This window comes from Halobacteriovorax sp. RZ-2, assembly GCF_043196685.1.
In the GTDB taxonomy this organism is placed as follows: domain Bacteria; phylum Bdellovibrionota; class Bacteriovoracia; order Bacteriovoracales; family Bacteriovoracaceae; genus Halobacteriovorax_A.
This window is the reverse complement of record NZ_JBEBMR010000002.1, coordinates 1,058,071-1,080,749: the sequence shown is the minus strand read 5'-3', so window position 1 is coordinate 1,080,749 and position 22,679 is coordinate 1,058,071. Positions and strand designations below refer to the sequence as shown.

General features: G+C 37.4%; 24 protein-coding genes. 14 read left to right on the top strand and 10 right to left on the bottom strand.

Features of this window, described 5'->3' with window-relative positions:
• From ABMA78_RS11340 to ABMA78_RS11310, 7 genes are all read left to right on the top strand, one after another.
• Positions 1 to 1,602, top strand: a complete 1,602-nt coding sequence (locus ABMA78_RS11340; protein WP_392860135.1) for an ABC transporter substrate-binding protein — start codon at positions 1 to 3, stop codon at positions 1,600 to 1,602.
• Positions 1,603 to 1,613: 11 nt separating this feature from the next.
• A complete protein-coding gene (locus tag ABMA78_RS11335) occupies positions 1,614 to 2,639 on the top strand; it encodes an ABC transporter permease (protein WP_392860133.1) in 1,026 nt (341 codons plus the stop codon).
• The gene (locus ABMA78_RS11330; RefSeq protein ID WP_392860132.1) at positions 2,639 to 3,535 is read left to right on the top strand and encodes an ABC transporter permease; all 897 of its coding nucleotides are present in this window, start codon (positions 2,639 to 2,641) and stop codon (positions 3,533 to 3,535) included. Before ABMA78_RS11335 ends, ABMA78_RS11330 begins: the two co-directional genes overlap by 1 nt.
• Before the next feature lie 11 nt (positions 3,536 to 3,546).
• Positions 3,547 to 4,509: an ABC transporter ATP-binding protein gene (locus ABMA78_RS11325; RefSeq protein ID WP_392860131.1), complete on the top strand. Its 963-nt coding sequence runs from the start codon at positions 3,547 to 3,549 to the stop codon at positions 4,507 to 4,509.
• Between the two features lie 16 nt (positions 4,510 to 4,525).
• A complete protein-coding gene (locus tag ABMA78_RS11320) occupies positions 4,526 to 5,467 on the top strand; it encodes an ABC transporter ATP-binding protein (protein ID WP_392860129.1) in 942 nt (313 codons plus the stop codon).
• A gap of 123 nt (positions 5,468 to 5,590) precedes the next feature.
• Positions 5,591 to 6,115, top strand: coding sequence for a hypothetical protein (locus tag ABMA78_RS11315; protein WP_392860127.1), 525 nt, complete (start codon positions 5,591 to 5,593; stop codon positions 6,113 to 6,115).
• Between the two features lie 16 nt (positions 6,116 to 6,131).
• Positions 6,132 to 6,632 carry a hypothetical protein gene (locus ABMA78_RS11310; protein ID WP_392860126.1) on the top strand — a complete coding sequence of 167 codons (501 nt, stop codon included), beginning with the start codon at positions 6,132 to 6,134 and terminating at the stop codon, positions 6,630 to 6,632.
• Positions 6,633 to 6,692: 60 nt separating this feature from the next.
• Here ABMA78_RS11310 and rpmG read toward each other — a convergent pair whose 3' ends face one another.
• Entirely contained in the window at positions 6,693 to 6,869 is a 177-nt protein-coding gene (gene rpmG / locus ABMA78_RS11305) for a 50S ribosomal protein L33 (RefSeq protein WP_021268365.1), read from the bottom strand.
• 126 nt (positions 6,870 to 6,995) lie between these two features.
• Here rpmG and ABMA78_RS11300 point away from each other — a divergent pair, with 126 nt between their 5' ends.
• The gene (locus ABMA78_RS11300; protein WP_392860124.1) at positions 6,996 to 7,292 is read left to right on the top strand and encodes a hypothetical protein; all 297 of its coding nucleotides are present in this window, start codon (positions 6,996 to 6,998) and stop codon (positions 7,290 to 7,292) included.
• Between the two features lie 123 nt (positions 7,293 to 7,415).
• On the top strand, positions 7,416 to 7,682 hold the full coding sequence (locus ABMA78_RS11295) for a type B 50S ribosomal protein L31 (protein ID WP_392860122.1): 267 nt from the start codon (positions 7,416 to 7,418) through the stop codon (positions 7,680 to 7,682).
• Between the two features lie 56 nt (positions 7,683 to 7,738).
• Here ABMA78_RS11295 and ABMA78_RS11290 read toward each other — a convergent pair whose 3' ends face one another.
• Entirely contained in the window at positions 7,739 to 8,323 is a 585-nt protein-coding gene (locus tag ABMA78_RS11290) for a hypothetical protein (RefSeq protein ID WP_392860121.1), read from the bottom strand.
• A 239-nt stretch (positions 8,324 to 8,562) separates the two neighbouring features.
• On the opposite strand from ABMA78_RS11290, the gene ABMA78_RS11285 reads away from it, so the two are divergent.
• Entirely contained in the window at positions 8,563 to 8,988 is a 426-nt protein-coding gene (locus ABMA78_RS11285; protein WP_392860119.1) for a hypothetical protein, read from the top strand.
• A gap of 28 nt (positions 8,989 to 9,016) precedes the next feature.
• Here the strand turns inward: ABMA78_RS11285 and ABMA78_RS11280 are convergent, their stop codons facing one another.
• The 3 genes from ABMA78_RS11280 to pyrE all read right to left on the bottom strand — a co-directional run bounded on the left by ABMA78_RS11280 (position 9,017) and on the right by pyrE (position 12,152).
• Entirely contained in the window at positions 9,017 to 10,048 is a 1,032-nt protein-coding gene (locus tag ABMA78_RS11280) for a small ribosomal subunit Rsm22 family protein (protein WP_392860117.1), read from the bottom strand.
• Between the two features lie 69 nt (positions 10,049 to 10,117).
• The gene (locus ABMA78_RS11275) at positions 10,118 to 11,389 is read right to left on the bottom strand and encodes a citrate synthase (protein WP_392860115.1); all 1,272 of its coding nucleotides are present in this window, start codon (positions 11,387 to 11,389) and stop codon (positions 10,118 to 10,120) included.
• Between the two features lie 130 nt (positions 11,390 to 11,519).
• Positions 11,520 to 12,152, bottom strand: a complete 633-nt coding sequence (gene pyrE / locus ABMA78_RS11270; RefSeq protein ID WP_392860113.1) for an orotate phosphoribosyltransferase — start codon at positions 12,150 to 12,152, stop codon at positions 11,520 to 11,522.
• Positions 12,153 to 12,331: 179 nt separating this feature from the next.
• Between pyrE and ABMA78_RS11265 the strand changes: the two genes are divergently transcribed.
• The 3 genes from ABMA78_RS11265 (at position 12,332) to ABMA78_RS11255 (ending at position 16,189) form a co-directional block, all read left to right on the top strand.
• Positions 12,332 to 13,696 carry a hypothetical protein gene (locus tag ABMA78_RS11265; RefSeq protein ID WP_392860111.1) on the top strand — a complete coding sequence of 455 codons (1,365 nt, stop codon included), beginning with the start codon at positions 12,332 to 12,334 and terminating at the stop codon, positions 13,694 to 13,696.
• Positions 13,697 to 13,826: 130 nt separating this feature from the next.
• A complete protein-coding gene (locus ABMA78_RS11260) occupies positions 13,827 to 14,258 on the top strand; it encodes a DUF3015 family protein (protein WP_392860110.1) in 432 nt (143 codons plus the stop codon).
• A gap of 59 nt (positions 14,259 to 14,317) precedes the next feature.
• Positions 14,318 to 16,189: a DUF4105 domain-containing protein gene (locus tag ABMA78_RS11255; RefSeq protein WP_392860109.1), complete on the top strand. Its 1,872-nt coding sequence runs from the start codon at positions 14,318 to 14,320 to the stop codon at positions 16,187 to 16,189.
• A gap of 10 nt (positions 16,190 to 16,199) precedes the next feature.
• Here the strand turns inward: ABMA78_RS11255 and ABMA78_RS11250 are convergent, their stop codons facing one another.
• On the bottom strand, positions 16,200 to 17,552 hold the full coding sequence (locus tag ABMA78_RS11250; protein WP_392860107.1) for a hypothetical protein: 1,353 nt from the start codon (positions 17,550 to 17,552) through the stop codon (positions 16,200 to 16,202).
• A gap of 81 nt (positions 17,553 to 17,633) precedes the next feature.
• Here ABMA78_RS11250 and sfsA point away from each other — a divergent pair, with 81 nt between their 5' ends.
• Entirely contained in the window at positions 17,634 to 18,386 is a 753-nt protein-coding gene (gene sfsA, locus ABMA78_RS11245; RefSeq protein ID WP_392860105.1) for a DNA/RNA nuclease SfsA, read from the top strand.
• Here sfsA and ABMA78_RS11240 read toward each other — a convergent pair.
• The 4 genes from ABMA78_RS11240 to ABMA78_RS11225 form a co-directional block, all read right to left on the bottom strand.
• Positions 18,381 to 19,202 (bottom strand): hypothetical protein, encoded by an 822-nt coding sequence (locus ABMA78_RS11240; protein ID WP_392860103.1) that lies wholly within the window; start codon positions 19,200 to 19,202, stop codon positions 18,381 to 18,383. The genes sfsA and ABMA78_RS11240 overlap by 6 nt on opposite strands.
• A 97-nt stretch (positions 19,203 to 19,299) precedes the next feature.
• Positions 19,300 to 20,340 carry a quinone-dependent dihydroorotate dehydrogenase gene (locus ABMA78_RS11235; RefSeq protein ID WP_392860102.1) on the bottom strand — a complete coding sequence of 347 codons (1,041 nt, stop codon included), beginning with the start codon at positions 20,338 to 20,340 and terminating at the stop codon, positions 19,300 to 19,302.
• The gene (locus ABMA78_RS11230) at positions 20,340 to 21,263 is read right to left on the bottom strand and encodes a hypothetical protein (protein ID WP_392860101.1); all 924 of its coding nucleotides are present in this window, start codon (positions 21,261 to 21,263) and stop codon (positions 20,340 to 20,342) included. Before ABMA78_RS11230 ends, ABMA78_RS11235 begins: the two co-directional genes overlap by 1 nt.
• The gene (locus ABMA78_RS11225) at positions 21,260 to 22,657 is read right to left on the bottom strand and encodes a hypothetical protein (protein WP_392860099.1); all 1,398 of its coding nucleotides are present in this window, start codon (positions 22,655 to 22,657) and stop codon (positions 21,260 to 21,262) included. Before ABMA78_RS11225 ends, ABMA78_RS11230 begins: the two co-directional genes overlap by 4 nt.
• Positions 22,658 to 22,679: the final 22 nt, after the last annotated feature.

Sequence of the window (22,679 nt, the reverse complement as noted above, 5' to 3'; positions counted from 1 at the left end):
ATGCTTAAAAGCTTAATGGCCATATTAATGATGGCCACACTTGTTGTCTCATGTTCAGGAAAAGGCGGCGCCAATAAATCAACTTTTGTTTATTGTTCAGAGGGCTCTCCTTCTGGCTTTAACCCACAGTTTTTAACAGATGGCCCGTCACATAATGCTGCAGTCTACCCTCTTTATAATCGTCTTGTTAAATTTGAAACTGGATCGACAAATATCATCCCCTCAATTGCAGAGAGCTGGACGATTTCTGATGACCAGCTAACTTATACTTTCAATATTCGTAAAGATATAAAATTTCACACAACAAAAGAATTCAAGCCAACTCGTAATCTAGATGCGAGCGATATCGTTTGGTCATTTAATCGCATGTTCAAGAAAGATCACCCATACCACAAAGTAAGTGGAGGAATCTATGAGTATTGGGATGGAATGGGAATGAGTAATATCATCAAGAGTATTGAGCAAACAGATAAGCATCAACTCCAAATTTCATTACACCATCCAGAAGCTCCCCTACTTGCAAATTTTGCCATGGCCTTCACGAGTATTTTATCTCGTGAATACGGTGAAAAGATGTTAGCGGCCAAAACTCCTGAAGTTGTGGATCGTAAACCTGTTGGAACAGGGCCATTTATCTTTAAGTCTTACCAGAAGGATACAATGATCCGCTATGTGGCAAATGAAGAATACTTTAATGGTGTTCCAAAAATTAAGCGTATGGTTTTTTCAATCACACCTGATGCCTCAGTTCGAACGCAAAAACTTGTGGCCGGAGAATGTCACCTAGCTACTCAACCAGCACCAACTGATATTGCTGCACTTGATGCCAATAAAGACATTACTGTTCTTTCAGGCCCAGGGCTAAATGTTGGTTATCTTGCTCTAAATACACAAAAGAAGCCGTTTGATAATATTCATGTAAGACGTGCCATTAATTATGCACTTAATCGCAAGACATATATTGAGCCAATTTATCTTGGTTATGCAACAGTTGCAAAGAACCCAATGCCACCGACGATTTGGGGATATAATGGCGACGTCAAAGATTATGACTTCAATATTGAGATGGCCAAAGAAGAATTAAAGAAAGCAGGACTTCCTGATGGCTTTAGCACAACTCTTTGGACACTACCTGTTTCACGCCCATATAACCCAAATGGAAAGAAGATGGGTGAACTTATGCAAGAAGACCTTGCTAAGATTGGTATCAAAGTAGAGCTAGTTACTTACGACTGGCCAACTTACCTAAAGAAGGCCCATGCAGGCGAACATGCGATGCTACAGATGGGTTGGACTGGTGATAATGGAGACCCTGATAACTTTCTCTATATGCTTCTAAGTTGTGAAGGTGCGAAGGCAGGATCAAATTATGCGAACTGGTGTAATAAAGATTATGACCGCGAAGTTATTGCGGCCAAGCGCCTAAGTGATAAGAAAGAGAGAGCGGCCCACTATATGAAGGCCCAAGAAGTATTCAAAAAAGAAGTTCCTTGGATCACTTTATTCCACTCAACTGTACACCGTGCAATGAGAAGTAACGTGAAAGGATATAAGATTCACCCTCTAGGAAACGATATCTTCGATAAAGTTTCACTCGAGTAACTAAAAGTAATATGAAAAATTTTTTAAAGAAACGCTTTTTACAGCTAATCCCAACACTCATTGGGATTAGCTTATTTTCCTTTATCGTTGTTCGCTTAGTCCCCGGTGACCCAGTTCTACTTTTATTAGGTGAACGTGGAGCAGATCCAAAAGTCTATGCGGCCATGCAAAAAACCTTAGGACTAGATCGGCCAATCCTAGAGCAATACTTCATTTATATGAAGAATATTTTCACTGGTGATTTTGGAATCTCCATTGTCACCAAACAAACTGTTATTAATGAATTCTTCTCACGTTTTCCTGCCACCTTGGAGCTTGGAATTTGTGCCATGATCTTTGCCATCTTAATAGGAATACCGGCCGGAGTTTATGCGGCCTTAAAGCGTAACTCCTTTATGGACTACCTCCTGATGGGAACCTCACTTGTTGGTTATTCAATGCCAATTTTTTGGTGGGGATTAATTCTTATCATTATCTTTTCAGTTAATATGGAAATCACACCAGTATCCGGAAGAATGGATGTTCTCTTTGATGTCCCAAGAGTGACAGGCCTGATGTTAATCGACACACTAAATCCAGAAGTAATTTCCTTTGATGGATTTGCGCCTTTTACCTCCGCGCTAAAACACCTCATACTTCCGACCATTGCTATGGGGACAATTCCTCTTGCCGTTATTTCTCGTATGACGAGATCAAGTGTTCTTGAAGTATTAAAGGCACCTTATATCCAAACGGCCAAGGCCAAGGGGCAAAGCTATCAAAAGATTGTTTGGAAGCATGCTGTACGTAATGCCCTTATTCCAATTGTAACAGTAATTGGCCTTCTTTTTGGGAGTATCATCACTGGGGCGATCCTAACGGAGACAATCTTTTCTTGGCCAGGAATTGGACGTTGGCTTGTGGCAAGTATTCACGCCCGCGACTATCCAGTCATCCAAGGAGGAATTCTCTTTATTGCTCTGATGGTTATTTTCATCAATATGTGTGTGGATATTATCTACTCAATTGTTAATCCAAAAATTTCAGGTTCTAAATAATGGAAGCGCAAAACACTCAAAACTCAAATGTAACAAATATTCAAATTCTCAAAGAATTTATTGATCACTTCAGCGATAATAAAGGAGCGGTCTTTGGTCTCGCACTTGTTCTAGGCTTTATTATTATCGCACTTCTAGCACCTCTAATTGCACCACATGGAGCAAGTGAAATCTTTCCAGGTCAATTGCGCCTGCCACCATTTTGGGCAGAAGGTGGGTCATTCCAGTTCATCTTAGGAACAGATGACCTAGGACGAGATGTTCTTAGCCGTCTAATCTATGGTGCTCAAATCTCCCTCTTTGTTGGAATCTCAATTGTTCTGATCTCAACATTAGTTGGTACAATGCTTGGCCTTATTGCAGGATACTTTGGTGGCAAAACGGATGCAGTCATTATGAGATTCATTGATATCCTTATGGCCTATCCAAGTATCTTACTTGCCATCATTGTCGTTTCAGTTATTGGGCCAGGACTTATGAATGCAGTCTTTGCAGTTGCTCTTGTAAGTATTCCTTCATTTACACGCCTTATTCGTGCAAATGTTTTGGAGATTAAAAATCTTCAGTATGTGCAAGCTGCGAAAACATTTGGAGCCTCTCCTATTCGCATCATGCTCAAAGAGATTTTACCAAATTGTATGGCGACATTAATTGTTCAAGTAACACTTGGCCTATCAGAAGGGATTCTCTCTACTGCGGCCCTAGGCTTCCTAGGACTTGGTGTCCAGGCTCCTACCCCAGAATGGGGAATTATGCTAAGTGATGCAAGGCCTTATATTCAAAGTGCTCCTTGGCTTGTGACACTACCTGGTCTTTGTATTCTAGCAGTTGTTCTAGGTCTTAATCTTTTTGGAGACGGACTAAGAGACGCCCTCGACCCTAAACTTAAACGATAAAGAAATAATATATGAGCTTATTAAAAGTAAAAAATCTAAATATACAATTTAAAACCAAAAAAGGACTCATTCATGCTGTCCGTAATGTTTCATTTGAAGTTGAAGCAAGTGAGACACTAGGAATTGTTGGTGAATCAGGCTGTGGAAAGAGTATCACGAATATGGCCATCATGGGTCTTCTTGATGATAACGCCATTGTAACAGCTGATGAGTTAAGCTTTAACGGAGTTGACCTGCAAAAGCTTAACGAGAAATCATGGCAACAAATTCGCGGTGGTGACATCAGTATGATTTTCCAAGATGCCATGAGTAGTCTAAACCCATGCTATACGGTTGAGAATCAAATTGAAGAAGTTCTACTGATTCACGAACCAAAGCTTTCAAAACAAGAACGAAAAGATCGTGTTGAAAGACTACTCATCCAAGTTGGAATTCCTGCACCAAAAGAGCGTATGAAGGCCTACCCACATGAGCTTTCTGGAGGAATGGCCCAAAGAGTAATGATTGCCATGGCCATCGCCTCAAGCCCAAAGCTTTTAATTGCGGATGAGCCAACGACGGCCCTTGATGTTACTGTTCAACAACAAATCCTCGAACTCTTAGATGAGATTCAAAAAGAAACTGGTATGGCCGTTATCTTTATCTCCCACGACCTTGCAGTTGTTAAAGACTTCACACAAAATTTACAGGTAATGTATGCAGGAGAAGTAATTGAAAGAGGCCCTACCATGGCCGTGATCAACTCTCCTCGCCATCCTTATACATCAGGGCTTTTAAAATCAATTCCATCATTTACAAATGATATCAACGCTCCTCTTTACTCAATTAAAGGAATGGTTCCAGACTTAGGAGACCGCCCAACTGGTTGCCAATTTAGAAAGCGATGTGAGTATGCGACAGAACAATGTGAAACATTACCAAAGCTTGTGATCCACGGTGATCGTTCTCTTCGTTGTATTCACCCATTAAATTAAGAATTAGGTATAAAATATGATCAATACGATTACAGTAAATAATTTAAAGAAGCACTATCCAGTTGGAGATAAATTCGTCAAGGCCATTGATGGACTTAGCTTCACACTACAAGAAAGAACGACACTTGGAATTGTTGGAGAATCAGGTTGTGGTAAATCAACTCTTGCAAAATGTCTCATGGCCCTTGAACAGTTAACGGATGGGAGTATTACAATTGGTGGAAAAGATTTTTCAACCCTTTCATCAAAAGAATTATATAAGTCCATCCAAATGGTTTTTCAAAACCCTCTTGAATCACTTAATCCAAGAAAGAAGGCCTGGGAGATTATTGCAGACCCACTCCTTATTAATGAAAAGGTAACGAAGAAAGAAGCTTTTGAGCGCGCCTGTGAACTAATGGAAACGGTAGGCCTTCGTCGAGCTCATGCTCACAAGTACCCTCATATGTTTAGTGGAGGACAGCGCCAAAGAATTGGAATAGCCAGAGCACTTATCTTAAAACCAAAAGTTCTAATTCTTGATGAGCCAGTATCGGCACTTGATGTTTCAGTTCAGGCACAAGTTCTAAATCTCTTAAAAGATCTTCAAGAGGAGTTTAACCTCACTTATATTTTTATTTCACATGATCTTTCAGTTGTTCGTTATATCGCAAATAAGGTTCTTGTCATGTACCTTGGAAAAGTTTGTGAGTATGGAAAGAGTGACGTTATTTTTAATACTCCTCAGCACCCATACACGAAAACACTTTTAAAATCAGCTCATGCTGTTGAAAACGAAGTGATTAAGACATTCCCTCCACTTAAGAATGTGGAACTTCCCTCACCTCTTGATCCACCGACCGGCTGTAACTTCCATACTCGCTGCCCTCTTGCAGTAGAGCATTGTAAGAGCAAAATTCCAGAGTGTCGTCACATCGACAGTAGAGATGTCTTCTGCCACGAAGTTATTGAAAAATAGATATGTTATGCCCTCCACATGTAGGCCTTTGGAGGGCCTTCTTTGTAATTCTTTCAACTTATTTTTATTTACTCTCAAAAATTGATATAAGCCTTCAAACAAAAATTTTGAAGGAGAGATCAGATGAAGAAAATCATCGCAAAAGTACTAATTATTGCAACAATATGCTCAACAGCTGCAGCATCAACTTGCTCTGAGCAATATCAAGCAGATATCACTGCATATAATAATAACAAGCTAATCAAATCACTTAGAAAGAATACGTCGGCCTACCATGCGGTAACAGCAATAGGTCTATACATGGTTGGTGTTCCTGCATTTCCTGCATACTTTGCCCTTCCAATAGTAGGACTGGCCCTAACATCACAACAGAAAAAGCTTAAAGGTTATGTTCAGTTCTTTAATAGTGCGGAATCTCAACAAGAGCAAGCAGCACAATTGCAAACAAAGCTTGCAAAGAAAGGTGTTGAAGTATCAACAGAAGAAATTATTAATGAGCTGATGATACTTAATGAGACTGGTGCTCTTTGTGATGGATCTATTTTCTACACAATGACTGGTGGACATCGTAACGATAATAGAAAGCGTAAGGCGGTAAAGGCCCCTTCACAAAATCAAGTTGTTAAATACCTAAAGAAAGCTCTTTAAGAAAAAGGATAAGTATATGAAAGCAATTATTTTACTAGCACTAACATCTTCTGTATTTGCAAATTTCTGTGCCAATGAGACACTCTTTGACCCAAGCTGGCCAGAGAACAAAATTTCAAATGTAATTAAGTGTAATCGCGTGAAAGCAAAGTCGTACGTTCTTGAAGAGAATATGCTCCTTGGTGAAGTCGCTTGTTTTGGAATTATAAAGAATCAATACTCAGACTATAAGAATACAACTTATAAAGTGTCTTTTTGGAATACTGAAAAGAATTATGAGGGACTAAGTATTATCCCAACAATTCTTGAAAACGGTAGAATGTTTGAGAAAGCGAAGGTTTTAGTAAGTGACAATGGCGAGACACACCTCTCTTTCAGAGATCCTAGTCGTGGTTACACAACAGAAGTTGACTTCAATCTTGATAACCCTTCTTCAATGAAGGCCCATGTCTTTAAAAAGAAATTCTTTTCAAAGAAGTCACTGGAAACGGCCGAATACGAATGTCAGTTTGAATAATAAGCAAAAAAAAGCCTCGCAATGCGAGGCTTTTTTTATATGTAAATTTGAAAGATCAAATTACTTAATTTCTTTGTGAAGTGTATGCTTTCTTAAGAAAGGATTGTACTTCTTAACTTCAAGTCTCTCTGGGTGAGTCTTTTTGTTTTTAGTCGTTGTGTAACGAGATGGAGTTTGTCCATTCTTTCTCGCTTCTGTACACTCAAGTGTAATGATAACTCTTGGCCCCTTTGCCATAACTGCCTCCTAAAATATATAAAACCTTAAAATTGTTTTCTCTAATTGATACAAATTACAATTCGTAGGTTAGAAACTTACTAGAAATACATTGTCATGGCAAGGGCCAACTGCTAAAAATACAGCATGGAAACACAAAATCTTGTAAATCTAAAGAACTGGAACTTTGCTCACTTCAATAGCGAGCACTTTAAGTCATTCATTGGCATGACTGGAGATGTCCAGGAAGTAGATGGGCAAATAAAAGAGCTCATCCTCTATTCAGTTACTGTTGTTGACGGTGAAGATATGGAAGTATTCCAACGAGATTTCAGCTCTTTAAAGAGCGCTATTGACTTTATCAATGAAAAATATGGACATTGGCAATTCAATGATCCTACCGATAAGTCTGGCGGAGGCTGTGGTTCTTGTAGCGCTCACTAGGAAGTACTGGAAGCACTACATTAGATCTTGACAAATGGTCCTATATGGGCGAAATTGCTCAAATCTCTAATTAATACTAAATCAGCATTGTACCAAGCAATGCAAAAGATAACGAGGTTTAAAATGAAAAAAGGTATTCACCCAGAGTACAGAGAAGTTCTTTTCCATGACATCTCTGCAGACACTAAATTTGTAGTAAAATCAACAATCAAAGCTGATTCAGAAGAAGAGTTTGATGGGAAAACTTACCCATACGTAAAGCTTGATATCTCAAGTCTTTCTCACCCATTCTATACTGGGAAAACTAAAGTTCTTGATACTGAAGGTCGTATTGACAAGTTCAGAAAGAAATTTGGTACTTCTTACGCTTCACTTGGGAAGAAAAAGTAATTATCGAATTAAATTTTTCGAATATAAAAGAAGCCTCGCATTGCGAGGCTTTTTTTTTAGATACCTGTACAGTGTGAGTAGTACGTATCAAATGAAATATTTGTATCGTAACCGTATGGAGTATTCCAACTTGAACCGTTATAGACTCTAACTCCTGTATAAGACAAATACCCAGGAGAAGTAATAGACATCGAAAAGTCACCTCCTGCAGTATCAACAACAAGATAGTAAGTTTTCCCAACTTGAAAAGGAACAGGGGAAGAAAAGTAAAGGTCATGCTCTGTTGCAGGATCAGCACTCCCCAGCCCACTAGTTAAAGTTGCACTTCCTACTAAGACGCCATCATCAGGGGTGTGCAAGTGTGCTTCTTCAAGGTCTCTATATACACTTACTGTAATTGAAGTTAAATTCTCGGAAGACATAAAGAGCCTGATTCGGTCCATATAAATAGTTGCACCAATAATTCCATTCATCCATAGCTCTTGCGCGACTCGCTGGCCAGATGTTAAATCCACAGAATAACCTGGCCCCGAAATATCTTCACTTGAAGGACAGTGGCCAAAAACAGAATCTAAATCATCCTCAGATACACAACTAGTCATAGTAGCTAGCATAAAAAGTAACATGATAATTTTCTTCAAGGCGCTCTCTCCTTTGTCTTAGTTAATCACTCAAATACTATTCGGCGTGACTAAATAAAAAGATGAGAAGAAAAATTCATAACATACTGATATTACTAAACATATCTAAGTGGAGATAATATAAAATTGAGTGATTGCGTAACAAAGCTTAAGGAATCATCTACAAAAAAACTTTGGTTACACTTATGGTTAAAAATTTATTCCATGTTAAAATTTAAAAATATAAAGACAGGACTTCTATGCGTAAGATTTTATTTCTCTCATTTTTTCTACTATCAAATTCGGCATTGGCAAACCTTGATAATAAGATCAATTATATCGCCGACATTCTTATCAAAGAACAATACTTAATCAACGACTCAAAAGAGCGTGCGGATTTTGTTAAGAGACAATTGATAGAAAAGTCTGCAAAGAGTTTAGATAATAAGAAACTCGAAAAAATTATTGATGACAATACAAGCTTCGTTGATATCAAAGAAGAAATCAAAAAGCGTATAAAGGCCAATTACACTGAAGAAGAAGTAAATCGACTTATGGCCATTCTCGAAACAAAAGAGATGAGAAAACTAGCTAAAGATGTTCTCTCTAAAGTTTTAACGATGCCACACTTCAAAATGGATAAAGAAAAAATTATCTACGAAGTCAAAGAGTTAAAAAGTAAATAGTGGGGTAGCCTAGCTAAGTGTCGCCCCCCTATTCAATCCCTTCAACGACAATACTCTTAACTCGCACAGTAGAGTTTTCGAGTTCCTTATCGATTGTATAGCGCACACTAATTCCTGAAGAGATCTCTTCTAGTTGTTTGACAACTTTCTTTTTAAAAAGCTTCTTAGGAACTTCAAGAGTAACGGACTTATTATTTTCATCACAAACATCCCAAAGGAATGCATGTTTAACATTCTTTTTAAGACGAATGATTCTAGCTTGTCCGGCCTTGTCTTCAACATGCTCAAGAGCATAGAAGTGAATTGTTGCAGGCATGACCTTGCGGTCTAATTTAGCAACTTGTGAGAGAGACTCAAGTTCGAAGTCTAGGGATGTTTTGATCGACTGGTGGCACCAGTCATCGATTCCTTCAAGAGGACAAGTCCCCTGTCCCATGCAAGGATATTGAATTTTATAATCAATAAGAAGAAGTTTTTTTCGAAGCGCTAGCAGGTCCTTAAAAACATCCTTTGTTCCTGGCTCAATACAGATAATGAACTTAGGATTATAACGTTTAATGATTTTAAAGGCCGCCGGCATTCCCATCTCATTAATCGAGTTTCCAAAGATAAGAGTTCGTGGGGCATCATCAACATTTGGAAGAGTCTGTGAAAAACTAATTTTAGAGTTTTGAAAGTACTCATCGTTTAGCTTATTGGCCTGGTCAATCATAAGCTTCGATTCATCAACTCCCGTAAATGAGAGAGCATCTGAAAATAACTCACTGGCCGCAAAGGCATATGTTCCAGGCCCAGTTCCAATATCTAAGATATGAGTTTTAGATATTTCTGCCTTCATTTGCTCACTTAAATGCTCAACTAAGAATTCAAGTTTTAGAGCGTTTGTAGGAAAGTAAAATGATGTATAAGCGCTGATTAAATCTTCATCAGAGTAATTATTCTTAAGCTTAGTACGCTCACTTGTAAATTGAGTTGATTGAGTCCCAATAAGTTTTGCAAGTTGTTGCTTATTAAGATTTGGATTTAAAAGACTCTTTAAAATTTTATCGTATTCAAACATTCCTACTTCCTAAAAAAAAGGGCCCAAGAAGTCCTTGGGCCCAAATTAAATATGCTTTAAAAGATTATACTATCTTTTTTCTGGCGCTACGTAATCTCTTTCGTTTTCACCAATATAAACTTGGCGAGGACGTGAAATACGTGCTCCATCTTCTCTTAGCTCTTTCCACTGAGATAGCCAACCTGGAAGACGTCCTAATACGAACATTGCTGTAAACATATTAGTTGGGATTCCAAGTGCCTTGTAGATAATACCAGAGTAGAAGTCTACGTTTGGATATAGGTTACGCTTAACGAAGTACTCATCTTTAAGAGCAACTTCTTCAAGACCTTTAGCGATATCAAGAAGTGGATCTTCGATTTTAAGCTTAGTAAGAATTGTGTCACATGCTTTCTTAATGATCTTTGCACGTGGGTCAAAGTTCTTATAAACACGGTGACCAAATCCCATAAGACGGAATGGATCTTCTTTGTCTTTCGCTTTCTCGATGAATTTTTGGTAATCACCACCATCTTTCTTAATTTCTTCAAGCATTTCAAGAACTGCTTGGTTTGCACCACCATGTAGTTGTCCCCAAAGAGCTGTTACACCAGCTGCAATTGAAGCAAATACGTTAGCGTGTGAAGAACCTACAACTCTTACAGTTGAAGCAGAACAGTTTTGCTCGTGATCTGCGTGAAGGATAAGAAGAGTATCAAGAGCGTCAGCAACGTCTTGGTCAACTTCACCATCAAACATTAGATTTAAGAAATCTGCTGAGTAATCAAGTTTTGCATTTGAAGTAAGTGGGCTTTTACCCATCGTCTTGCGATAGAATTGCGCCATCATTACTTTTACTTGTCCCATAAGTTGAACAATTGCCTTGTTCTTGATTTCTTCTGTTGCTTCTGGATCTAGGAACTCTGGGTAGAAACCACTTAGAGATGAAATCGCAGCAGCTAGAACACCCATTGGGTGAGCAGAACCAGGGAATTGGTCGATAATTTTCTCAACACCACCTGGCAGCTTGCTATTAGCAGAAATTTCTTTATTGAACGCATCTAGTTCTTTAACAGTTGGAAGTTTTCCATTGTAAAGAAGGTATGAAACTTCAGAAAAGTTTGAAGATTCAGCAAGTTGTTCAATTGGGTAACCACGGTATCTTAGAATACCCTTTTCTCCGTCTAAGAAAGTAATCTTTGACGTACATGATCCTGTGTTAACAAAACCAATATCTAAAGTAATTGCACCTGTTTGTGCTCTTAGCTTTGAGATGTCTAAAGCGACTTCGTTTTCAGTTCCTTTGATCACAGGAACTTCAATAGTTTGACCATTGATTTCAATTTTTGCACTATCGGCCATTTTATTCCTCCAAAATTTAAGTTGGATATAACTTAAATACGTTAAAAAATACGAATTAAATTAAGTAGATACATATCTTTTTTTGCTAAATCTGTCGACACGTCTTGCGTCTAAAATGCACAGCGTTGCATTAATTTTCCCAATTATCTGGGTCTTGCTGCCATTTCATAAGAAGGGCGTGGCCTCTTTCTTCGATCAATTTTTGCGACAAACAAATATCGGCTAATTGATTCAGATTTATTAAAGAAAAAATATCAATTCCTAGCTCTTTGGCAACTCTTTTGGCATTAGGGGTTTGGTAGTCAACCAAACACAGCACAGAGTCTACCACATGGCCCTGCTCGCGAATAAGCTTAATGACTTTTTCAATACTTGAGCCTTGATTAACGAGGTCTTCCACTAAAAGTAGTTTACTATTTTCGCCAACTTTTCCTTCCACTACTTTACCAGTGCCATGGGCCTTCGGCTTTGAGCGAACGTAATTCATTGGCTCACCACGATGATATGCTAATGCTGCTGCGTGAGATATTCCAGCAGTTGCAACACCAGTGATAAAGTCATAAGAAAGTTGATTTTCATCAATTTGCTCACACATTAATTCAATAGCAAGCTTCCACATTTTTGGATCTGAAGACATAAGACGGTTGTCGCAATAAATAGGCCCTGTTTTACCAGAAGCGTATTTAAATGGATTTTGTGGAGAAATTTTAATTAAGCCAAATTTTATCATCTCTTTTACAAGAGCGACTGTCTTTTCTGTCATGCTAACCCCTTTAAAATAGTTTAAACAAATTTATCCATCTTAAAAAGTCGAATTCTTGTATAATTACCAATTGTTTGTTTATTTTTTTTACTAACTAAATTTTATTATTTCAATAACTTACCGATGTAGAGGATATATTTAAAAGAATTGATTATTTAGTTGATTAAAGGAGTACGTTTTTGAAAGCATTATATATTTGTGATGAGAAGGATGAATGGGGATATATTAGGGATTCATTTTCTAATTGTTTTCCAAATATCCAACTTCATTGCGCAATTAGTGGTGATGATGCAATTGACCTATTAAGTTTTGAAGGTCCATTTGCCATGATCATTATAGAAGTTTCTCTTAAAAACGAAGACCCTTCTCAACTAGCAGGAAAAATACTTTCCATTACTGGTCAAAGGCCATTTATCTTTATTGGTATGGAGGCCATGATTAAGCAGAGAATTCCAGATGCTCTGTATGCACGAAGTGAATCAAGCTCTGCCCTTATGCGCCCTATTGAAGAAGAAGATTTTATGGCCGCAGTAAATAAGGCCCTCGCTTGGGTAAAAAGTGAAGACTTCGGCTCAAGCATCGAAGAATTCGAAGACGAAGATTTACTACCAATGAAAATTCGTGGCTTCTACTTATTTGATACTATCGCCTATGATGTCTACTTAGAGCTAACACAAACAAAGTATACAAAGATTATTTCAGCAAATAAGAAGTACTCTCATTCAACGATCCACTCTTATGCAAGAAAGAATATCAAGGTTCTCTATTTAAAGAAGAACGATTATTTAAAATTTCTAGAAGAAGGAATCGAGAACCTTCTAAAAACATTTGAAAGTAGAAAGAAGCTACAAGACTCAGAAGTTATTGAGAACCAAATTAAGGCGGTTCTTCTTATTCATCAATATGTAAAAACAGTTGGTGTATCTGAGAACGTCATCAAATTATGTGATGAAGTTATTCTTTGCAGTCGCGACATTATTCTTGAGAATAAGAAGTATCGTAATGTTCTTTCATTATTTCCAAAAGGGCCATTTGATGTTGCAACACAATCGATTATGACTCTTTACTTATCTCACTTTATTCTTCAGGCACTAGGTTGGGCCTCTGAAACTTCTAAAAAGAAACTTGGACTTGCTTCACTTCTGTATGATTCAATGCTTGATAATGAAGACCTTGCTTCGATTCAGTCGCTAGAAGATCCACAGCTTAAAATGTTCAAAGAAAGTGAGCAGGAAAATTATCGCGTCCACCCTCTTAAGGCGGCCGAGATTGCACAATACTTCACAGGCTATCCAGAGGCAGACTTTGTCGTGGCCCAACACCATGAAAGACCTAAAGGAGATGGCTTTCCTCATAAATTAAGTACAAATAAACTGACGGCCCACTCATGCGCATTTATCCTAGCAAATAACTACATTTTAAAGTTATGTACGAGTACTGGCGGCAAAAAGAACTTATTAAATATCTTCCGAGAGATTAAGGAAGTTTACAATCAAGGTAACTTTAAAGACCCGCTTAACGCTCTACAAAGGACGATTCTGTAAATTAAAGATTTCTTAAAAGATGGAGTCCTTTACTCTATTAAAAACGAGGGATTTTTAATTTACATTTTTCTTAGTTGAGTTAAACTCTTTGTATTGTTTTACAAACATCTCAATATTAAGGAGTTTATTGATGAAAAAACTATTATGCGCAGCTCTTTTTACAGTTGTTACTTCTTCTGCAATGGCAGCTCACGGGCCAGCTGGTTGTGGTCTTGGTTCGGTAATTTTCGAAGGTAAGTCAGGACTTGCTCTTAACGTATTAGCAGCAACGACAAACGGTATCTTTGGTAACCAGACATTTGCAATGTCAACAGGTACTCTTGGTTGTGAAGATGCGAAAACTGCACGTGTTGCAGCTGTATCATTTGTAGAAAACAACATGATCGCACTTTCAAGTGATATTGCTCGTGGTGAAGGTGAAAGCCTAAATGCATACCTTGCACTAGTAGATGCTCCAGCAGCTAACAAAGCTAGCCTTAAGCAAAACTTTGATATGATCTTTGCTGAAAATGCTGACGCTCAAACAATCCACAATAACATCCAATCTGTATTAGCGATGTAATATGGTGGCCTACGGTGAAAGCTGTAGGCCATTTTTAATACGCCAAAGTTGATTAAAGAATGAAATTACTTTTTACTGCAACACTACTCGCCTTTGTCTTTGGACAAACGTCTTATGCAACGTGGGCACCATCTAACCTAGATTCTTTTTCAAAATCACAAAAGTGGTTAAAGCTAATCCGTTATGAAAAGGGACTGTTCGGTTATGAATCCCTTGTGAAAGCTGACGAATACTTCCTCTCAAAAGAGGGAAAGACTTCTCCTCTCCAAGAATTAAAGAAGTCAATTTCAGGCATTGAATCTGCTGCAATCAAAGACATGAATAATCATCCAAAATGTCTTTTCCCTGCAAGATTTATGCTTTTAAAAGAACATAAATTAATTAATCAGTCTCTTAATTTAAAAGACTGTCCTGCTTACCAAGCTTATATTGAAAAAATCGATATCTCATCTGTATCAATCATTTTTTCTTCTTACTTTATTGAAAAGCCGGCATCAACTTTTGGCCACACCTTCTTTCGTGTTCGATCAAAGTCTTCGGAAAACCAAGATAATGACCTCTTAGATTATGGAGTCGACTTTAGTGCTAAGGTTGATACCATCAATCCTCTTGTCTATGGCTACAAAGGGATCTTTGGTGGGTTTAAGGGCATGTATGCCATGATGCCATACTATGTGAAAGTTAAAGAATATAATAATATGGAATCAAGAGATCTATGGGATTATGAATTAAACCTAGATAAGGAAGATCTCATTTATTTTCAGGCCCACCTATTTGAGATGAATAGGGCCTATTTTGATTACCTCTACTTTACGAAGAATTGCTCTTATCATATTTTGGCCTTCGTGGATGCGATAAGAACAGACTGGAAATTAATCGATAATATTGATACTACAGTTCCACCTGTTGATACGATCTATGCTCTCTTCAAGCAAGATAATATCGTAAAGAATATTAAAGTTAGGCCTGCTTCTTATACAAAATTGAAAGCAAGATATAATGAGATGGCCCCGGAACAAGTTGAACTTTTTAAAGAGCTTGTAAAGAATTCAAAAAATATTAGCAATATCAAGGATAACCCAAAAGAGCTCTTTGTTCTGGATACTTATAACCTCTATGTCGATTTTAAAAATGCTGATGTTGATGCAACAAAGTCTTTAAAGAATAAAGAGAAAAAAGAGTATCGAACAAAGAAGTTTCGTATCAATAGTAAGCGTGCAAAACTTGCATCAAAGTCACAAGATATTAACTATGAATTTCTTATGCCAAAGTCCCCTGATAAGGGCCACTACACAAATCAGATCACTCTAGGTTCTAGCTTTGATACACATGGAGAATACCTAAACTTCGAATTTCGTGGTGCCCTTCACAATGCACTCGATCGCCAAGATGGCTATCTACCAATGTCCACGACAGAATTAGTGAACTTAAAATTTGATTACAATCGCTATCAAGAAGATCGCCTTAGATTAGTTGATGCAAAGCTTGCCCGTATCGAGGCCCTTAGGCCTGTTAGTGTCTTTGCAAAAAAACTTAGCTGGCAATTTGGTTTTGGTTTTGCTGAGAGCTTTACATATCAAAGCCGAACGCTAAATCCATACCTGGACTTTGATCTTGGCTACACTCTTGGTGATGAAGCATTCGCAGTAGCAGCATTTATCGCTACTCAAAACTCATATATCTACGAATCTGACTATGACTACTCTCTAACATATGGGCCTAAGCTAAGACTTATCTATTCAGGAAAGTACCTATCATGGCAAGGAAGCTACCAGTATGCTTTTAGAAACCATAGTAGCTTAAATAAGTTTCATGAATGGAATACTGAGGCAAGATTTCACTTCACTAAGAATGTGGGCCTTAAGATTGCTTATGAGTACTACGATAGTATTTATCAGAGAGCTGTGGCCGGATTAAACTACTTTTACTAATTGATATAAGTTAAATTTTAATCGTTGCCAGCGTTTCAATAATTTTCTTATATGTGTGCTTAGTGAATCGTTCACGTAACTTAGTGATCACATCTTCAACATTGATCTTCTGGCGATCTTCAATTCGTTGATAAATCTCTTCAGTGAACGCTTCAGCAATAATCAGAACTTTTGCAAGTGGTGAAATATCATCTTTGAAACTTGTGGCAAAGCCAAGTCCGTTTGATGTACCATGGTGTTGCATAATAATAACATCGGCACCCAGTGGACAGGCAGGATAGCGCCTAATTGCGTCTGCGGCCTCGGCAGCGTGGTTAATAATGATTTCCTTATCCTCTTCAGAAACTTGAGGATCAAAGATAATCTTATCTTCATACATAAGATCAGGATATTTCTTATACACCTGAACAAGGTACATATCATGAAAATAGAGAACAAATTTAAGCTTTTCTTTGTGAGCTGGGCCACCCCACTCAACATTCTCAAGAATGTGAGAAGAAACATAACCAGCAATAATCGAGTGACTATAAAGAAAGCCCGATTTAAGAGCAGCGAGGTCTTTTAAAATTGACTTAAGATCTGGCACGCTATCGATAACTTCTTCCATTGTATCCATACACATTTGTGATAACTGGACGACTTCTTTAGTCACGCCTTCATCTTCAAATAATTGCTCAGCAATCGCATCAATACTCTGTTCGACAAAATCTAAAGATTCTTGCTGTGGTGTCTCTGGTGTTACTTTTTCCATACTTTCGATAAGTAGCTCTGTCACTCTTTTCGTAAAAGCAAAACGCTCTCTTGCAGGAATAAGAAGATGAGAAACATTCTGATCCAAGAACTCTCTTACCTTGGGCCAAACATCACTGTCTGTATCATAGATCTTGGCCGGAGTTTTAACACCATCATTTTCAAGCATATAGTATGTGTCACAGAATGCTTTATTAAATGGAAAGAAGAGACGGATTGGCATTTCATATAACTCTTCAGTTACAACGGCCAAAACTTCTCTTGGTGTAATTTTTAAGCATTCAAAAATATTTTGTAAAATTCCAGGAATATCAAATTGATTCTTTACGACATAATTCTCATCTGGAACAAGATCCCCTTCTCCAATAACAATTGAAGGGATGTCGCGATCATTTTCAATAAGATTATGAAAGGCCAAAAGGGCCGTATCCTCATCTCCAATGGATGCCATCGTCACGAGTAAATCAATTGGGATATCGGTATTTTCAATATGAATAAGCGCCTCATCTAATGATGACGTAAAAATTAAATTCAACTCTGTATAAGTTTTGAGATTTACACTATAAATTGAATTTAAAACTTCATTGTCACAAATAACTAAAGCGGTTTTCACAAAGTCCTCTTAAAATGATATCGTATTGCTAATTGTAACATATAATTACAGATGCTTAGCAACTTGCACACAAGGAAAAATATGCAATTTAAAGAAAATGAATTGGTTTTAGGAACAATTATTGAACGCTATAAACGATTTTTATTAGACTTTAAATTGGATAAGAACTTTAAAGAGTATAAGTCTAAGGATGTCCTAACGGCCCACCTCGCTAACACAGGAAGTATGAGAACCTGTTGGGAACCAGATTGGAAAGTTCTCATGACTCACTCGGATGATCCAAAAAGAAAACTAAAATTCTCTGCTCAAATGATATCTAACGGTGACTCTTGGATTATGGTTAATACTGGACTAACAAATAAAATCGTTCAAGAAGGACTTGAGCTTGGAAAATTCAAAGAGCTTAAAGATTATGAATACTTTAAGAGTGAAGTAAAAATAGGAAAAAGTAGAATTGATTTTATCTTAAGTAATAAAGAGATTGATAAGAAAGATCTGCAACTTGAAGATGCAAGCTTTAAGTATAATTTTGTTGAAGTAAAGAATGTTACTTTAAAAGTTGGTGAGCAAGCTCAATTTCCAGATGCAGTCTCAACTCGTGGACAAAAACACCTCGAAGAACTTATGGCATTAAAAGAACAAGGCCATGAGGCCACAATGCTCTATATTATTTCACGTGAAGATGTGAAAAGCTTCAATGTTAGTGATATCGATAAGGAATACAAGAGACTACTAATTAAGGCCAAAGAAGTTGGAGTACAGATACTCGCCTACCAACTTAGTTTAAATGAAAATGAAATAGCAATTGCAAAGAAATTGAAAGTCGTTCTATAAATTAGTGGACTCAAATTTCTCAATATGATTTGCGAGCTGAGAGTAAACACGACTCTCGTTTGGTATCTTTGTTAGAAGATGATTAAACTTCTGTAGGTTATCTTTATTAATAAAGCGGTAAAGCTCTTTTGTAATGAGAGAGTTCTCATTGCTACGACTAGAAGCTAAAACCGTTACAATTTGATCACTTACCTTATCTTTAAATTCTTTAGATGCTGCATACTTCTCTAACTCTAAAATAATGAGTGAATGAAGATCTTTTCCGTACACACCTTGTGATAATTGAATAAGTGCATTCAATGATCTTAGATCACTTCTTTGTGTACTTAATAGTAAAACGAGATTCTTCTTTAAATCTTCATTACCAAGGTCAATAAAGTCTAAAGCTGTTGTGATAATTGAATGAGAACGAAAGCCTCTTTTTAATGTGAAATTATAAAGCTGATTAATATTTTCGTTAATCTTAGCTGTGACAAAATCCCCATACTTATCATAATTTTCAGAAACCTCTTCACTTGTGAAGTATTCCTGACAAATAGTTCGCATACAACCCTTAAGCTTAGATAAGGACTCTTCATAGGACTTATACATATGCATATCCTCAACCCTTCTCTTCTTAAGAGCGCGGGCCGTAACGTCATCAGACAAGGATGCAATTGATCGTTTTACAAAATCAGGAGAGCGATCTACATGTTTATAAGGATTCGCACCACTGCCAAGCTCTTGCTTAAGAGTACTTTCAATATCACTACTAGTGAAAAATACAAATGCACTTAATGATGCAATAACGACAGTATGAACTAAGCCTTTAATCATTTCTTTCCTTAAATGTTTAACCAACCTTTTTACTCGTTTCGGTTAATTTTAGGAAAAAATTAAGTTTAAGTTTTAGTTCATATGAAAATCTAATAACTTACAATGAATTTAAATGATGATAATGCTCAATTAGTTGCTCAACACAATTAAAACCCTTTAGTTCCATATCATTTAAGATGGCCTTATTAAGGTTTTGTAAAAGCTTTGGCCCTTGAAAAACAAATGCAGAATATACTTGTAAGCACCTTCCCCCATCACGCCAGTAATCAACGACATCTTCATATGATGAAAATCCACCTACACCAATGAATTCGAGATTAGGAAATTCTTTCATTTTATCAAGACAGGCCTTACGAATTCCACGGGCCTTTTTTAATAGAAGCTTTCCAGATACACCACCGACACCACGCTCCTGCATAATCGTCGTATTAGTTGCAATAATACCTGTAAGCTTATAGTCACTTGCAACTTTGATAATGCTATCAATCTCATCTTCTTCGATATCAGGAGAGATCTTTAGATAGAGGTCCACCTCACCTTCTTTACGCTCAAGGGCCGCAAAAATCTTCTCTAGTGATTCACGAGTTTGATGAGAGCGAAGTCCTGGTGTATTTGGCGAAGAGACATTGATGACAATATAATCAGCTAATTCTTTAAAGTCTTGATACAAAGAAGCGTAGTCTTCATAAGCAAGCTCATCTGGCGTATCCTTATTCTTACCAATATTCACTCCTAGCGGAATTGAACGTTGGGCCAAGCGAACCTGATTCTTAAGAAACTCTCCACCTTCATTATTAAAACCCATACAATTGCGAATCGACTCTTCTTCAATATAGCGAAAGAGTCTTGGCCTTGGGTTTCCGGCCTGAGGCCTAGGAGTAACTGTTCCAACTTCAATTGCACCAAAACCAAGGTGTGAAAGAAATTGGTAGCCTCGACAGTTCTTATCAAGACCTGCAGCAAGTCCAATGGGAGTTGCCCAGATATTATTTCCAACTTTTAATTTTAAATTATCACGACGATAGCTTGGAAAGATTTCAGACATAACGGGAAACTTTTCCATTAAATCAATCGTTAGATCGTGAGCATCTTCAGCATCGAGTTTAAATAAGAAATTGCGCGCAAGAGAATAAATCATTAGTACAACTTAACAAAGTCACCTTCGTGAACAGAGCCTCCAGAATGTAGAATTCCAATTGAAGCGTCTGCACCGATAAAGTCGACAACCTCAATTGTTCCTTTAATCTCCCCTTTAGAAACACCAATTAGTGCCCCAGTTTCAGGATCATAAATATCAACACCTTCAGTTACAACTTTTAAAACGTCACCAATATTAAGCCCAGAATCGCGTCCAGCATTAATATAGATATTATTTCCAATGATCTTTGCAACACGGCCTATCCACTCTAGCTTTTGGGCCGTATCAAGAATTCTTGGGATAGATTTTCTAACTGATACCTTTGTTACATAACGAAGAAGGTCTTGGCGATACTTCGTCTGAGAGTCACGATCAGACTTAAAGAAACGGTAGCTATTATCATCAGCATAACCATCAAGGGTATCCGTATAGATTTCTTTATTTGAATTTACATCATAAATTCTAATTTCAACTTTTGCTTCACTGTAGCTCTTTGTGCTTCTAACAAATCCAACCTCATCAGACTTCTCTCTAACTCTGGCCTCAATAATTCGTCCGAAAACAACAAAGTTTACACCCTCACCCTTGGCCTTTCTTGTCATCTGAACAAGCTTAGAGCCACCTTGAGAATAAACTTGTTTAGATGAACCAAATAACCTTGCAGACATAGGATCAACGATAAATTGTCCCGTCTTTTGAAGTTCACGGCGTAATTCTTCTGTCGCAACAACACCTAGGTCTTGTCCTCCAAATGGAGATTCATTAAAGAAAGTTAGTAGTGCAACTTTCTTCTTAACACCTGTAAAGTGTTGACGCTGAGTCGTTCTTTCTTTTCTTCCGTGATAATCTCTTCTTTGCGGAGGAGCTAAAAGAGAACACGATGTTGTTATAATCAGTAAAATTGGTAATAAATACTTAATCATAGGTTCTTGGCCTTCGTGGCTTCCTTATCTTCTTTAATAACTTTTCCATTCTCTCCAGCATGAATAATATTGAAGACAAATGGTAAATTCTCATCTCTTTTAATTGAAGCTTGATCTGATAGCTTTGTGTTTGAGAACTTCTTTAAAACATCCATTGCCTTATCTTTATCACCAGAGAATGTGATACTAATACTTACGACATTTTGAAGAGTCGAAGTAATTTGTGGGTCAAAGAAGTAAACAACGCCCTCTTCCTTAAGCATACTTGCAAAGTCAAAAGCTTCGTTAATATTGTGTGTATTTCTTAGAACGATATCAAAAGAATTCTTTACAGAGACCTTCTCCTTGATCGTTCTCTTGAGGCCCTTCATTTCAGAAATTGGTAGTTGATAAACAAAGCTAGCAATATCTGAACTTTGCTTATGTGGATCAACTGTTGAGTACTGCTGTCCTTTGGCCTCAAAATCTTTAAAGTTTACAATTGTGCCGTCACGTAAATCCGTTAAAACAATTCCACCATATGTTTGAATATTAATTTGTTTTTGCTTTTCATCTTTAAATTCTTTTTCAAGAACAATATCAAGAGTTAGCATAAGTGAATTTCTTAACTCTTCCTGACGAGTCCCTAGGATCTCACCTTCACTTGAGCGTAGTGCAGAAAGAGGCTTCTTTAGATGTTCAAAGATCTCTTGTCTCGTCGAAGGATTAACAATTTCAATCCCCTCTAAAAAGACACCACCAACACTTCCAGTTAATTCCTTAATCCAGTGGTCTTCAACAACATCAGTAAATTTGGACTGAGAACTAACTCCCACTTCTTCCCAAGTAAGGTCTTTAAGCTTGTAATTGATATTTAGGTATAGCTTTGTAAAATTTCTTGTCTTACCTTGCCCGATATAGCGGTAGTAAATCTCAGAAACAAGTTTGCGATCAACTTTTGCATCAATATTGTAGTAGTGAGTATCGGCACGAGATAGTGACTTAGACATTTTCTTAACAGTATAAGAAGAGATGATTGAATTAAACCCACCAAATGAAGCACGGGCCTTTAGTCTCTTACTTCTTAGGCCTCTTTCATATCTTTCCAGAGCACTGCCTGTTAGAACGACAGGATTACCTTCTTCATCCACTGCACCTGTTTGGCGGTCATATGTCTCCTTGATCGGCGCAAAATATTCTTCAAATTGTGTTTCATAATTCTGCCAGAATGTCTTAGTGTCTAGACCTAGTTTTTCAAGCTCTGAATCGAGAACATTTCTAACAGCGTTGGCATAAAGTTGCTCTTTAATAAAAGATAAAGAGTCACCTGTTTGTGATGTGAACTGACCTCTTGCACTCACTGATGCTGCAAGAGTATTTGTTGCTAAAAGTAGCAATAATATTAGTTTCTTCATTATCCATCCCTAGATTTAAATA